This is a genomic window from Roseomonas sp. CCTCC AB2023176 (genome assembly GCF_042259275.1).
Lineage (GTDB): Bacteria > Pseudomonadota > Alphaproteobacteria > Acetobacterales > Acetobacteraceae > Roseomonas.
The window spans coordinates 615,224-628,337 of sequence record NZ_CP170086.1 but is presented as its reverse complement, the minus strand read 5'-3'; the positions used below and the strand labels follow the sequence as shown (position 1 = coordinate 628,337).

Genomic DNA, 13,114 nt, shown 5'->3' with positions numbered 1-13,114 from the left:
AGGGCGATCGGTCCGGCTACTAGGGGGCCTCATGCCGCTGGACGCCCGTCCGGGGCAGGGGGCGCTGGCCGTCCCGGCGCCCCGGCCGACATTCGGTGACCACGCGCGACGCGTCTGGGGCTGGTTCGTCCGGCACCGGGCGCGGTCGCTTGGGGTTCTGGCCGTCGCGGCGGGCGGCTTCGGCTTCGCCTGGATCGCGGAGGAGGTGGCAGAGGGTGACACCCGTGCCTTCGACCGCGCCATCCTGCTCGGCCTTCGCAACCCGGCGGACCTGAGCGACCCCATCGGCCCGCCTTGGCTGGAGGAAATGGCACGGGACGTAACGGCGCTTGGCAGCCACGTCGTGCTGATCGGACTGGTAGCGGGGGTCGTCGGGTATCTGCTGCTGTCGGGGCGGCGGCGCACCGGGGTCTTCATCGCGCTCGCCATCGGGTCTGGCGCGCTGCTGAGCAGCGTCCTGAAGATCGGCTTCGCACGGCCGCGGCCGGACCTCGTGCCCCACGCCGTCGAGGTCTACACCGCGAGCTTCCCGAGCGGGCACGCGATGCTGTCGGCCCTGGTGTACCTGACGCTCGGCGCGCTGATGATGCGGGTGGAGCCGCGCCGGCGGACGAAGGCCTGGCTGTTGGGCTACGCCGCGGTGGTCACGGCCATGGTGGGGGCAAGCCGCGTCTATCTCGGCGTCCATTGGCCGACGGACGTACTGGCGGGATGGTGCGCGGGGGCGGGATGGGCGCTGCTGTGCTGGCTGGTCATGACGGCGCTGCAGCGGCGGGGCGAGATCGAGCCGGAACCGCCTCCGCCCGCCTGAGCGACCCGCGGGCCGAGGCGCTGCCCCGGCCCGGCGCCCGGCCTCAGCAGACCGGCCTAAGCGGAGCGGCCTCAGCAGAAATGCGCGCCGCGGGTCTCGACCGGCACGACGTAGAGCGACTGGCTCGCGGTGATAAAGAGCCGGTTCCGACGCGTCCCCCCGAAGCAGAGGTTCGCGGCGATTTCCGGCAGGCCGATGCGCCCGATCCGCGCGCCGTCCGGCGCGAAGACGTGCACGCCGTCGTAGCCCTCGCCGACCCAGCCCATCGCGGCCCAGACGTTGCCGGCCTCGTCGCAACGCAGGCCGTCCGCGTTGCCCGTGCGGCCGTCCATTGTCATGGACGCGAAGGTCCGTGGGTTCCGCAGCCGCGTGCCGTCCACGTCGAAGGCCCAGATGATGGCGCGGGCTGCCTCGTAGTGGCTCGTCCCGGTGTCCGCGACGTAGAGGGTGCGGTAGTCCGGGGAGAAGCACAGGCCGTTCGGCTTGAACGGCTCGTCCGCCACCTTCTCCACCCGTCCCGACGTGTCGAGGCGGTAGATCGCTTCCTTGATGAAGGGGCGGGGGGAGCGAGCGGCTTCGGGCACGCGGTTCCCCTCATAGTCCATCAGGGCGCCGTAGCCGGGATCGGTGAACCACAGGGCCCCGTCCTCCGGATGCACCACGCCGTCGTTCGGGGCATTGAACGGCCCGTCCGGTCCGCGGTCGGCAAGGACGGTCACGCGGCCGTCCCGTTCGTAGCGCGCGACGTCGCGATGAAAGTGGCGGAAGGCGATCTGCCGGCCTTCCCGGTCGAAGGTGTTGCCGTTGGAGTAGCCGGAGGGGCTGCGGAACCGGCGGGACACGTGCAGGTCCTCCTCCGTCAGGCGCAGCGCCTCGTCGTTTGGGATGTCCGACCAGATGAGGAAACGGCCCGTGGCGTGCCAGGCCGGCCCTTCCGCCCAGCCCATGCCCGTGTGGACGCGGCGGATCGCGGAGTTGCCGAGCGGGGCGGTGAACCGCCGCTTGTCGATGGTGACGATGTCCGGGTCGGGGTAGCGTTGCGGCCCGGCATCCGGCCCGAAGGCGCGCTGGGCGACGGCCGGCGCCGCAAGCAGGGCGGCCGTGCCGCCGAGGAGCGCGCGGCGGCGCATCCTCCGTTCCGGCGACGCAGGCGGTGCCGCGTCGGTGTTCCGAAGGGTCATTTTGTTCCTCCCGTGCCGGGGCGTCGCGGCCGGGCGAGACCGTGGCATGGCAAGCGCGCGGCTTGCTACCCCGGCGTGCATCACGAGCAATCTATACTCGCGAGACGGGTAGGAACCTTGACCGCTTCGTAGGCCCCGCTACCTCCGCGCCGTCTGCTGGGAGGATGCCCGATGATACCCGTCCGTGCCGTACGCCTGACAATCCTGTCGGGTTTCGCCGCCCTCGGCGCGGCCTGCACGACGCCGACGACGACGCTCCGCAATGCCGCGACGGGGCAGGTCGTCACCTGCGGGGGCAATACGGCGAGCTCGATCGCCGGCGGCGCGATCGGCTATTCGATCCAGCGCAACGCCGACGACCGCTGCGTGGAGAACTACGCCCGCCAGGGCTTCGTCCGCGCGCCCTGAGACGGGCGGGGTTGGCGCGGCGGGAACGCGGCGAACCGTCCGCCGCGACGCGGGCCGGCGGCGCGGCGGTCCGGCCGTTGGGCCCCGCTGGATCAGTGGTGGAAGGGCGTCGCCCCGCCGGGCAGGCGCGGGCGACCTCCGTCAGGCCGCGAGGCGGACCTGCGCCGCCTCCGCGATCTGCACCGCATTGAGCGCTGCGCCCTTCAGCAGCTGGTCGCCGCAGACGAACAGGTCGAGCCCGTTCGCGCCGAAGACGAGGTTCTGCCGGATGCGGCCGACCTCCACGTCGTAGCCGCCGGAGGCGGTCAGGGGCATCGGGTAGATGGACCGGGACGGATCGTCGCGAACGACGACGCCCGGGGCGCGGGACAGGACCTCGCGCGCAGCCTCTGGCGTGACGGGGCGCTCGGTCTCGATCGTCACGGCCTCGGCATGGGCGCGGAGCGTCGGGACGCGGACGGCGGTGCACGAGATCGGGAGGTCGGGGAGGCCCATGATCTTCCGGGTCTCCCAGGTCACCTTCATCTCCTCCCGCGTGTAGCCGTTGGGCTGGAAGCTATCGATCTGCGGGATGAGGTTGAGGGGCAGGGGGTGGACGAAGACCTCGTTCTTCGCCCGCAGCTCGCTCATCGGCCTGCCGGCGGCGGCGAGTTCGCGCAGGCCGGTTTCCAGCTCCTCCATCCCCTCGGCGCCGGCGCCGCTCGCGGCCTGGTAGGTCGAGACGATCACGCGCTTCAGGCCGAAGGCCTCGTGCAGCGGCTGCAGGGCGACGACGAGGATCGCGGTGGTGCAGTTGGGGTTGGCGATGAGGCGTGCGCCGCCGGCCGCGGCCGCGTTCACCTCGGGCACGATCAGGGGGACGTCGGCTTCCAGCCGAAAGGCGGAGGAGTTGTCCACGACCAGCGCGCCGGTCGCGGCCAGGGCCTTGGCGTGCTGCTTCGACCAGTCGCCGGAGACGGCGAGCAGGGCGAGGTCGAGCTTGGGCGGGCCCGCGGGGTCCAGGACCTCCAGCGTCTTCTCGCCGAAGGGGGTGGTCATGCGCTTGCCGGCGGACCGGGTGGAGGCGAAGAGCCGCAGCTCGGTCACGGGGAAGCGGCGGTCCGCCAGCACCCGCACCAGTTCCACACCGACGGCGCCCGTCGCGCCGAACACGCCCACGCGCATGGTTCGGTCCTTCCCGTTCCGGGGCAGGCGGCCGATGGGCACACCCCTCCCGCCGGCGCTTCGGCCGGGACAGGGCTTCTACATGCTGCGATGCCGAAACGCGAACCCCGTTCCCGCATGGCCCCTCTGCGTAAGGGGTCACGGGTCGGGGATGGCCGCGTTGACCCCCGGCCCCCCCCCTGCCAAGTGACCCGGCCATGGGAACGACCACGCCCGACCTGTCGAACGTCCGCGCCTGGCCCTTCGAGGAGGCCGCGAAAGTCGCCGCGCGCCCTGCGGTGAGGGCGAAGGCGTCCGCGCTGTTCGAGACGGGCTACGGCCCCTCCGGCCTGCCGCATATCGGAACCTTTGGCGAGGTCGCCCGGACGACCTGGGTCCGCCGGGCCTTCGAGCGCCTGACGGGGATGCCCTCCCGCCTCATCGCGTTCTCCGACGACATGGACGGGCTGCGGAAGGTGCCGGACAACGTGCCGAATCCGGACGTGCTGCGACGCTTCCTCGGCCGGCCGCTGACGCGCATCCCCGATCCCTTCCTTCCGGCGGAGGAGCTGGCGGCCTTCGACCCGGCGACGGCGCCCGCCGAGAAGACGTTCGGGGGCGCGAACAATGCGCGGCTGCGGGCCTTCCTCGACGCCTTCGGCTTCGACTACGAGTTCGCGTCGTCCTCCGACTACTACCGTTCGGGCCGGTTCGACACGGCGCTGCTGCGGATGCTGCAGGCGCATGAGGAGGTGCGGGGCGTGATCCTGCCGACCCTCGGTCCCGACCGGCGCGCGACCTATTCGCCCTTCCTGCCGATCCACCCGAAGACCGGCGTGGTGATGCAGGTGCCGATGGAGGAGACGCGGCCGGCCGACGGCACCGTCGTCTGGCGCGACCCGGAGACGGGGGAGCGCTTCGAGACGCCGGTCACGGGCGGCCACGTGAAGGCGCAGTGGAAGGCGGACTGGGCGCTGCGCTGGTTCGCGCTCGGCGTGGACTACGAAATGTCGGGGAAGGACCTGATCGATTCCGTCCGCCTGTCCTCGCAGATCTGCCGCATCCTCGGCGCGGAGCCGCCGGTCGGCTTCACCTACGAGTTGTTCCTGGACGCCGAGGGCGGGAAGATCAGCAAGTCCAAGGGCAACGGCATGACGATCGAGGAGTGGCTGCGCTACGGTCCGCCGGAATCGCTGTCGCTGTTCATGTACCAGCAGCCCGGGCGCGCGAAGCGGCTGCACTTCGACGTCATCCCCCGCGCGACGGACGAATACCTGGGACTGGCGGAGCGGCTGCGGACGGCGGACGACCCGGCGAACGCCACGTGGCATCTGCATGACGGGCGGTTGCCGAACGGGGCGGGGTCGCCGATCCCCTATTCGATGCTGCTGAACCTGGCCGTCGCGGCGAATGCGGATACGCCGGACATGCTCTGGGGCTACCTGCGCCGCCACGCGCCGGATGCGACGGCGGAGGCGTGGCCGATGCTGGCGACGCTCGTCGACCGCGCCGTCGCCTACTACGTGGATCGCGTGAAGCCGACCAAGCAGTACCGGCCCGCGACGGAGGCGGAGCAGGAAGCGCTGCTGGACCTTGCCCATCGGCTGCGCGAGCACGAGGCGGAGATCGCGGCGCTGCCGGCGGCGGAACGTCCCGGCTTCATCCAGAACCTCGTCTACGACGCCGGCCGCCGCGAACCCTTCCTGCAGCCCGGCAAGGGACCGGAAGGTCGCCCCGGCGTGTCCCGCGCCTGGTTCGCCGCGATCTACCAGGTGCTGCTGGGGCAGGAGGAAGGCCCGCGCTTCGGCGGCTTCGTCGCGCTCTACGGCGTGCCGGAGACGATCGCCCTGATCGAAACCACGCTCGCGAAAACGCCGGAGACGGCGTGAGGCGGATCGCGTGACCTGGGCGACGATCAAGAAGCACGGCCCGACCGTCTTCGGGCTGCTGCTCCTCATCGGCGCGCTCTACGTCGTGCAGAAGGAGTTCCGGAACCTCTCGGTCGCGGACATCGGGAAGGCGCTGCGCGAGACGCCGGCCCACAAGCTCTGGATCGCCGCGGGATGGACGCTGCTCGCCTACGCCGTGCTGACGATCTACGACCGTCTCGGATCGGTCTATGCGGGCAAGCCGATCTCCTATGTCAGGACGTCGCTCGCCTCCTTCTGCGCCTACACGCTGGCGCATAACCTGGGCTTCGCTGCGGTGTCGGGGGCGGCAGTGCGCTACCGCTTCTACGCGGCCTGGGGGCTGACGCCCGCCGAGATCGCGAAGGTCATCGCCTTCACCTCGCTCACCTTCGGGCTCGGCGGCTTCGCGCTCGGTGGCCTCGTGCTGATCCTGGAGCCCGCGGTCCTGCCCTTCGTGGGCGAGGGCGAGATGATCCCGAACTGGGCGGCCTGGATCGTCGGGCTCGCCCTCTGGGCCATCGTCATCGCTTACATCGTGGCGTCGCGGCTGCTGCCGTCCTTCACGGCCTTCGGGCACCGGATCGACCTGCCGGGCTTCCGCATGGCCTTCGCCCAGGTCGCGCTGGCCTCCGTGGACGTCGCGGTGACGACGATGATCTTCTACGCCCTGCTGCCCGAGGCGCCGGGGCTGACCTACTGGAAGTTCCTCGGCATCTACATCGCGGCCTACACCGCGGGGATCGCGGCCTCCGTCCCCGGCGGGCTCGGCGTCTTCGACGGGTTCGTGCTGCTCGCGCTGCAGCCCTACATGGAAGGGGCGGAGGTCGTCGGCGCGCTGCTGCTGTTCCGCCTCTACTACTACATCGTGCCGCTGTTCCTGGCCGGCGGCCTCTTCGCCGCCTTCGAGATCGGGCAGCGCCGCGGCGTCCGCGGGTCCGAGCGGGTGCAGACCGAGGCGCGGGTGACCGGCGCGCTGGAGGTGCCGCTTCTTGCCGGCCTGACGGGCCTGGGCGGGGTCGTTCTCCTCTTCGTGGGTGCGCTGCCGGCGCGCGGGACGGGCCTGTCGGAATGGGCGGGGGAATACGTGGCGCTGGCCAGCGCATTCGCGGCCTCGGTCATCGGGTCGCTGCTGCTGGTGACGTCCTACGGGCTGGTGCGGCGGCTGCGGCTGGCCTGGTGGTTCGGGCTGTTCCTGCTGGCGAACGCCATCATCATCCTGGCCGTGCGCGGCGACACGATCTGGGTCGTGCTCGCCTACGCCGCGGTCTTCATCTTCCTTGCGGTCATGGGGCGTGCCTTCTACCGCGACGCGCGGTTGACGGCGGAGCCGTTGACGGGGTCCCGCGTGCTGACGCTGACGGCCGGCGTGATCTGCGGCCTGACGCTCGCCACCGTCGCCTACAACCGCCGTGCATCCGACGCGGCGTGGTGGGAGGTGGTGGTCAAGGCCGGCGCGCCGGCGCCGCTGCGCTTCGCGGTGGGCGTCGCCACCGTGCTGCTGCTGATCGCGCTGGTGCGGCTGCTGCGCCCCGCGCGGTTCAAGCCGGATCCGTACGATGCGGAGGCGCGGTCGCGGCTTGCGGCCCTCGGCGCGCGGACACCGCACCTCGCGGATGGCGTGCTGTTCGCCGATGGCGGCCGCGCCGGGTTCGCCTTCCGCAAATTGGAAGAGGTCTGGGTCGCGGACGGCGATCCCGCTGGGCCGCCCGACGCGCGGGTCAACGCGATCTGGCGCTTCCGCGACCTCTGCGATGCGGCCGGCGTCGCGCCGGCCTTCGCCGGCATCGCGCCGACGATGCTCCGCGCCTACGAGGATGCGGGGATGGCGGCGGTGCGGATGGAGGACGGGCGGCTGCTCGCCCTGTCCGCCGAGCGCGATCCGCAGCGGGTGCTGCGGCTGCTGTCGGGGCAGGCGGCCTGAGGCGGTAACGCTTCGCGACACGCGTGACACCTTTCCGCCACGGAGCCGCCGTGAAGCTGCTAGGGTCAGCGCCTAACTACGGGACGCAGCCCAGGAGGTTGAGATGACGAAAACCGTTCGAACGACCATTCGAACCCTGGCCCTCGCCGGCGTGACCGGCCTGGCCCTGATGGCGGCGTCCCCGAACGCCGAGGCGCAGGGGTGGCACCGTCGTGGGCCGGCGCCTGGCGCCGTCGCCGCGGGCATCGTGGGTGGCCTGGCGCTCGGCGCCATCGCCGGTGCGGCCGTCGCCGCGCCGCCGCCCGTGTATTACGCGCCGCCGCCCCCGCCGGTGTACTACGCTCCGGCCCCGGTCTATGCGCCGCCGCCGGTCTACTACGCTCCGCCGCCCGTCTATTACGCGCCGCGTCCCTACTGGCGCCCTTACTGGTGACGCGCTTCGTCCGGGCGGGTCAGGTCACTGGCTCGCCCAGACGATACGGTGCAGCCAGTGCAGCTCCTCAAGCCCGAAGGTGTAGTTCGGGTGGGCGGGGTTGAGGCTTTGCAGTTCGATCCGCTTCGCTGATTGGCGCAGGAGTTCCTTCGCCATCACCTCGCCGCCCCGCGTGCGGACCACCACGCGGTCGCCGCGCCGCACTGGCGCGCCGGGCGAGACGATGATGACGTCGCCGTCCCGGAAGACCGGTTCCATGGATTCGCCGGAGATCTCCAGCGCGTAGGCGTGGGGGTCGCCGACCTCGGGCAGCGCGATCTCGTCCCAGCCAGCGCCGGCGGGATAGCCGCCATCGGTGAAGTAGCCCTGGCCCCCGGCCTGGGCCATGCCGATCAGCGGGACGCGCCGCTGCGGCCGGCTCGTCGCGCGCTTCTGTCCCGTCACGAGTTCGGCGAAGGCGTCGAAGGTGGAGTCGGTCGCTTCCAGCACCTTTGCGACGCTCTCCGTGGAGGGCCAGCGCGCGCGGCCGCCCGGGCCGATGCGCTTGGACGGGTTGAACGACGTGGGGTCCAGCCCCGCGCGCTTGGCGAGACCGGACGCCGAGAGCCCGTTCTCGGCGGCCAGGGCATCGAGGGCCCGCCAGACGTCACCGTGTTGCATGGAACCTCCATACCTAGGTTCACGTTCCCCAGACAAGACCGAATTTCCTAGGAATGCTTGACTCACGAGGCTGTGAGAACCCATGTTCATGTTTCGTTCAACCCTAAGGCGAGGTTCAGCCCCCGATGACCCGTGCCACGCGCGCCGCCCCCAAGCCGACCACCATCCCGCGGTGCGCTACCCCTCTTGCTCCCGTGCCCTTCGCCAACGCTGAGGAGGCCTGGTTCTGGACGATGTCCGCACTGATCGCCCGTTGGGACGGGGCGCGGATCGTCGCGGGCCGCGGCCTCGTCACCCGCCCTTGCGAGCCGGACGACGTGGTCCGGTGCCTCGATCGCCTCTATCGCCAGCGGCGGGTGGACGTGGCGCATGCCCGGGTGCTGCGGATCTGGGGGGAACGCGGCACGCCGCCCGACCCGCGTTCCCCGCGCGAGGCGACGGATCACCGCCTGTGGACGGAAGCGCTGGACCGGCTGGAATGGCCGCTCCGCGTCAAGGGCATCGTGGCCGCGCCATGAAGCCCGACGCGCAGGAGCTCTGGCTGGCCTTCGGGGGCGGGCGGACCAGGTTTGGCTGCGCGCCCTGCGCCCGGGCTTTCGCCACTGCTTCGCCGCGCTGCGCGACCCCGGCGGCTGGACGGTGCTGGAACCGCTCTCCGGCCGGCTGATGGTCGCGCGTCTCGATGACGCGAAGCGCGACCTGCCCGGCGCGTGGCGGCGGGCGGGATGCCGCGTCCTCGGCCCCTTCGCGCCGGGGGCGCCGCGTCCTTCCCTTCCCTGGATCACGCCCTTCTCCTGCGTCGCGCTGTGCCGGGCCCTGTTGGGGCCCGACGCGCCCTTCGCAGTGACCCCCTTCGGCCTGTACCGCCATCTCATTCTTGATAAGACAAAGTTCTTGACAAGCGGTAAATATTCATCGTAAGGCTTTCCTCGCCAACGGGCGAATTGCGCCCGGAGGCATCTCCCTTCGCTCCCCCAACTCACGGGCCCGGCGCACCACGCCGGGCCCGTTCCTTTTGGGGCGCCCGTACGGGCCGCGGGGGACCACGCACCGCTTCATCCAAGAGGAGGCCGTCACCGCATGGGTCACGCCCCCATCCCGCGGAACGCAGGGGAACGCCGCGCATGACGCCCGAAGACCTCCTCGCCCGCGTCGAGCGCGCCCTCGACCGGCGCCGCCCCTGGGAATCCGTCTGGCGCGACTGCTACGACCACGCCCTCGCCGCCACGCCCGGCGGCGCCACGCTGCACGACTCCACCGCGGCCGATGCCGCCGAGGGTCTGGCGGCCTCGCTCCTCGCGGAACTCACGCCGCCCTGGTCCCGCTGGTTCGGCCTTGCGCCGGTCGAGGCGGACGCCGATCCGGACCTCGCCGCCTCGCTCGATCGCGCGGCGGACACGCTGCAGGGGCATTTCGACCGGTCCAACCTGTCGCTGGAACTGCATCAGGCCTTCCTCGACCTCGTCATCGCCGGCACGGGCATCCTGCTGGTCGAGGAGGCGCCGCCCGGCGAGACCTCGGCGCTGCGCTTCACCGCGGTCCCGCTGCGCGACGCCGTGCTGGAGGAAGGGCCGTCCGGCCGGCTTGATACCGTGTTCCGCCTGGCGCGGCTGACGCACGCCACGCTCGCCGCGCGATACCCCCGCGCGGACCTGCCTTCCCCACTTGAGAACCCCGACGCGACGTTCCGCGTCGTGGAGGCAACCTGGCCCGACCGTACGGGCACGCGCTTCCTCGCCGTGCTGGACCATGACGGGCGGATGACGATGCTGGCCGAGGGACGCTTCCACGAATCGCCCTTCGTCGCCTTCCGCTGGATGAAGGCACCGGGCGAGACCTATGGCCGCAGCCCCGTCATGAAGGCGCTGCCGGACATCAAGACGGCCAACAAGGTCGTGGAACTCGTCCTGAAGAACGCGTCCATCGCGGCGACGGGCATCTGGCAGGCCGACGACGACGGCGTGCTGAACCCCGCGACGGTCCGGCTGGAACCAGGTGCCATCATCCCGAAGGCCGTCGGCTCCTCCGGCCTCGTGCCGCTGAAGGCGCCGGGGTCCTTCGACGTGTCGCAGCTCGTGCTCTCCGACATGCGTGCGCGCATCCGGTCCGCGCTGCTGGCCGACCGGCTGTCGCTGCCGCGCGACCCGCGGATGACCGCAACGGAAGTGCTGGAACGCAGCGCCGAGACGGCGCGCCTGCTCGGTGCCACATACGGACGCTTGCAGACGGAGCTGCTGACGCCGCTGATCGCGCGGTCCCTCTCCATCCTGCGGCGCCGCGGGGAGGTGCCGGCGATCGAGACGGACGCGCACGCCGCGCGAATCGCCTACCAATCGCCGCTCGCCCGCGTGCAGGGCCGCGCGGATGCCGCGAACACGCTGCTGTTCCTCCAGGCCATCGCCGCGCTCGGCCCGCAGGCCGCAGGGGTCGTGGACCTGCCTGCGGCGGCGCGACATCTCGCCCGCACCCTCGCCGCGCCTGCCGCGATCCTGACCTCGGAAGCCCCAAGGGAGACCGCATGACCGAGAACCTTCTGGAACCCGTATCGGGCGACGCCGGCGCGAACGCACGGCCCGAGGCCACGCCGACCGGCCCAGTCGCACGCCCGGACAGCGTCCCCGAGAAGTTCTGGGACGCCGAGCGCGGCGAGGTCCGGTTGGACGCGTTGCTGAAGTCCTACCGCGAACTGGAGCGCCGGCTTTCCGCCCGCTTCGCGCCGCCCGGCAACGATGCGCCGGAAGAGGACCGCCTCCGCTTCCGCCGCGCCCTCGGCGTACCCGAGGCGCCGGAGGGCTACGCCATCACATGCCGCCATCCCCTCTGCGACGCGGACGGTGAGGTGAACGCGCGCCTGCATGCGGCGGGATTCACGCCGTCGCAGGCGCAGTTGGTCTACGACCTCGCGGCCGAACGCCTCGTCCCGCTCATCGCCGAAACCGCCGCGCATCTCGAGACGGAGCGTGGCCGTGACCGGCTCCGGTCCCAGTTCGGGGGCGAAGAGCGCTTCGCCCGCATCGCGCGGCAGATCGCGGCCTGGGGACGCGCCAACCTGGCCGAGGAAGTCTTCGAGGCGCTTGCCTCCACCCCGGACGGCGTCCTGGCGCTGTACCGCATGATGGAGAAGTCCGAACCCGGCCTGGCCCGCGACGCGGCCCCGCCCGAGGCGCTGGACGAGGCCGCCCTGAGAAAGATGGTCCGCGACCCCCGTTACTGGCGGACCCGCGAGCCCGAATTCATCCGCAGGGTGACGGAGGGGTTCCGCCGCCTCACGGGGACCGCCTGAACCGGTCCTTAAGAATTCGACGCTAACTCACTGAAACCTGACTCGCGAAGACGCGTTCTTCGCACGACCTCCTATGCGACGGGGCGACCGCACTGCATCCCCCCTAGGTCTCCCCGTCGTAGCCGGACCGCATCCCCCCTCATGCGGCCGGCCACGGGGGCGGGTGACGGCTCTACTTCCCCCTGCCGTCGCCCGCCCCCGTCACTTTTTCAGCCCCGCTCGCCCCCGCGAGCGGGGCGTTTTCGTGTCCGGCGCCACGGCGCGCGCCCAGCCCAGAGTTCCGCCGCGACCAACCCGCCCGTGCCACCTCGTCGAGAGGGGGCCGCGGCGGGCGCACGGCGTTCCCCCGCGCCGCCCCCGGCCCTGCCCCGTCCCCGCGACGGGCGCAGGCGAACCGTGCGCGGCGCCCCCCGACCCCCGAGCGAGGCCGCCCCCAGGGCAGGCCGAGGACCCCGCATGTCCAGCAACATCGACGACGCCTTCATCAAGCAGTTCCAGGAGGAGGTGCACGCCGCCTACCAGCGCCAGGGCTCCAAGCTGCGTGCCACCGTGCGGACGAAGACCGGCGTGCGCGGCGCCTCCACCGTCTTCCCCCGCGTCGGGAAGGGCACCGCGGCTGCGAAGGCGCGCAACGGCGCCGTGCCCGTCATGAATCTCGACTACTCAAACGTCGAATGCTTCCTGCAGGACTACTACGCCGGCGAATGGGTGGACCGCCTCGACGAGGTGAAGACGAACGTGGACGAGCGCAACGTCGTCGCCAATGCCGGCGCCTACGCGCTGGGCCGCAAGACGGACGAGCTGATCATCGCCGCCCTCGACACCGGCACGAAGGAGGCGATCGGTACGGCCGCCGGCACGACCGACACGGACGGGCTGACGAAGGGGAAGGTCCTGCTGGCCTTCGAGATGCTCGGCGCCGCCGACGTCCCGGACGACAACGGACGCTTCGCCGTCGTCGGCTGGAAGCAGTGGTCGCAGCTGATGGCCATCCCGGAATTCGCGTCCTCCGACTACGTCGGCACGGACGAATTGCCCTGGAAGGGCACGCAGGCCAAGCGCTGGCTCGGCGCGACGTGGATGCCGCATTCCGGCCTGACGAAGTCGGGCGCGCTGCGCTTCTGCTACTTCTACCACAAGACCGCCGTCGGCCACGCCGTGGCGCAGGAGGTCACGACCGACGTGACCTGGCACGGCGACCGGGCGGCCCACTTCGTCTCGAACATGATGAGCCAGGGCGCGTCGCTGATCGACGATGGCGGCGTCGTGCGCATGCGCGCGGCGGAGTAGCGGCGCGCTGACCCGGGAGGAGGGCTCTGCCCTCCTCCCGGACCCCCTACCCGCTAGGGGACAAGTCCCCTGGC

The 13,114-nt window shown here is 71.6% G+C and carries 13 protein-coding genes; 10 read left to right on the top strand and 3 right to left on the bottom strand.

The window, feature by feature from the left end; translation table 11 throughout:
* Positions 1-31 precede the first annotated feature (31 nt).
* Complete coding sequence (locus tag ACE7GA_RS03115) at positions 32-811, top strand: phosphatase PAP2 family protein (protein ID WP_376095474.1); 780 nt, start codon at positions 32-34, stop codon at positions 809-811.
* A gap of 71 nt (positions 812-882) precedes the next feature.
* Here the strand turns inward: ACE7GA_RS03115 and ACE7GA_RS03110 are convergent, their stop codons facing one another.
* Positions 883-1,992, bottom strand: a complete 1,110-nt coding sequence (locus ACE7GA_RS03110; protein ID WP_376095471.1) for an SMP-30/gluconolactonase/LRE family protein — start codon at positions 1,990-1,992, stop codon at positions 883-885.
* A 171-nt stretch (positions 1,993-2,163) separates the two neighbouring features.
* On the opposite strand from ACE7GA_RS03110, the gene ACE7GA_RS03105 reads away from it, so the two are divergent.
* Positions 2,164-2,400, top strand: coding sequence for a hypothetical protein (locus tag ACE7GA_RS03105; protein WP_376095468.1), 237 nt, complete (start codon positions 2,164-2,166; stop codon positions 2,398-2,400).
* A gap of 141 nt (positions 2,401-2,541) precedes the next feature.
* Here ACE7GA_RS03105 and ACE7GA_RS03100 read toward each other — a convergent pair whose 3' ends face one another.
* Positions 2,542-3,564 (bottom strand): aspartate-semialdehyde dehydrogenase, encoded by a 1,023-nt coding sequence (locus tag ACE7GA_RS03100; RefSeq protein WP_376095465.1) that lies wholly within the window; start codon positions 3,562-3,564, stop codon positions 2,542-2,544.
* Between the two features lie 197 nt (positions 3,565-3,761).
* Here ACE7GA_RS03100 and ACE7GA_RS03095 point away from each other — a divergent pair, with 197 nt between their 5' ends.
* From ACE7GA_RS03095 to ACE7GA_RS03085, 3 genes are all read left to right on the top strand, one after another.
* Complete coding sequence (locus ACE7GA_RS03095; protein ID WP_376095462.1) at positions 3,762-5,432, top strand: lysine--tRNA ligase; 1,671 nt, start codon at positions 3,762-3,764, stop codon at positions 5,430-5,432.
* Between the two features lie 10 nt (positions 5,433-5,442).
* Entirely contained in the window at positions 5,443-7,374 is a 1,932-nt protein-coding gene (locus ACE7GA_RS03090) for a phosphatidylglycerol lysyltransferase domain-containing protein (RefSeq protein ID WP_376095458.1), read from the top strand.
* 103 nt (positions 7,375-7,477) lie between these two features.
* A complete protein-coding gene (locus ACE7GA_RS03085; RefSeq protein ID WP_376095455.1) occupies positions 7,478-7,807 on the top strand; it encodes a hypothetical protein in 330 nt (109 codons plus the stop codon).
* A gap of 24 nt (positions 7,808-7,831) precedes the next feature.
* Here the strand turns inward: ACE7GA_RS03085 and ACE7GA_RS03080 are convergent, their stop codons facing one another.
* Entirely contained in the window at positions 7,832-8,467 is a 636-nt protein-coding gene (locus tag ACE7GA_RS03080; protein WP_376095452.1) for a helix-turn-helix transcriptional regulator, read from the bottom strand.
* 194 nt (positions 8,468-8,661) lie between these two features.
* Here ACE7GA_RS03080 and ACE7GA_RS03075 point away from each other — a divergent pair, with 194 nt between their 5' ends.
* The 5 genes from ACE7GA_RS03075 (at position 8,662) to ACE7GA_RS03055 (ending at position 13,040) form a co-directional block, all read left to right on the top strand.
* Positions 8,662-8,985: a hypothetical protein gene (locus ACE7GA_RS03075; RefSeq protein WP_376095449.1), complete on the top strand. Its 324-nt coding sequence runs from the start codon at positions 8,662-8,664 to the stop codon at positions 8,983-8,985.
* A gap of 121 nt (positions 8,986-9,106) precedes the next feature.
* Positions 9,107-9,388, top strand: coding sequence for a hypothetical protein (locus ACE7GA_RS03070; protein ID WP_376095446.1), 282 nt, complete (start codon positions 9,107-9,109; stop codon positions 9,386-9,388).
* Positions 9,389-9,591: 203 nt separating this feature from the next.
* Positions 9,592-10,989 carry a portal protein gene (locus ACE7GA_RS03065; RefSeq protein WP_376095443.1) on the top strand — a complete coding sequence of 466 codons (1,398 nt, stop codon included), beginning with the start codon at positions 9,592-9,594 and terminating at the stop codon, positions 10,987-10,989.
* Complete coding sequence (locus ACE7GA_RS03060; RefSeq protein WP_376095440.1) at positions 10,986-11,750, top strand: hypothetical protein; 765 nt, start codon at positions 10,986-10,988, stop codon at positions 11,748-11,750. The genes ACE7GA_RS03065 and ACE7GA_RS03060 overlap by 4 nt, the downstream gene beginning before the upstream one ends.
* Before the next feature lie 456 nt (positions 11,751-12,206).
* On the top strand, positions 12,207-13,040 hold the full coding sequence (locus ACE7GA_RS03055) for a phage capsid protein (RefSeq protein ID WP_376095437.1): 834 nt from the start codon (positions 12,207-12,209) through the stop codon (positions 13,038-13,040).
* Positions 13,041-13,114: the final 74 nt, after the last annotated feature.

Bases quoted from the DNA above. Each gene is read 5' to 3' on its own strand.
- ACE7GA_RS03085 (WP_376095455.1), top strand. From the start codon at position 7,478: ATGACGAAAACCGTTCGAACGACCATTCGAACCCTGGCCCTCGCCGGC.
- ACE7GA_RS03080 (WP_376095452.1), bottom strand. From the start codon at position 8,467: ATGCAACACGGTGACGTCTGGCGGGCCCTCGATGCCCTGGCCGCCGAG.
- ACE7GA_RS03105 (WP_376095468.1), top strand. From the start codon at position 2,164: ATGATACCCGTCCGTGCCGTACGCCTGACAATCCTGTCGGGTTTCGCC.
- ACE7GA_RS03060 (WP_376095440.1), top strand. From the start codon at position 10,986: ATGACCGAGAACCTTCTGGAACCCGTATCGGGCGACGCCGGCGCGAAC.
- ACE7GA_RS03100 (WP_376095465.1), bottom strand. From the start codon at position 3,564: ATGCGCGTGGGCGTGTTCGGCGCGACGGGCGCCGTCGGTGTGGAACTG.
- ACE7GA_RS03055 (WP_376095437.1), top strand. From the start codon at position 12,207: ATGTCCAGCAACATCGACGACGCCTTCATCAAGCAGTTCCAGGAGGAG.
- ACE7GA_RS03110 (WP_376095471.1), bottom strand. From the start codon at position 1,992: ATGACCCTTCGGAACACCGACGCGGCACCGCCTGCGTCGCCGGAACGG.
- ACE7GA_RS03115 (WP_376095474.1), top strand. From the start codon at position 32: ATGCCGCTGGACGCCCGTCCGGGGCAGGGGGCGCTGGCCGTCCCGGCG.
- ACE7GA_RS03065 (WP_376095443.1), top strand. From the start codon at position 9,592: ATGACGCCCGAAGACCTCCTCGCCCGCGTCGAGCGCGCCCTCGACCGG.
- ACE7GA_RS03095 (WP_376095462.1), top strand. From the start codon at position 3,762: ATGGGAACGACCACGCCCGACCTGTCGAACGTCCGCGCCTGGCCCTTC.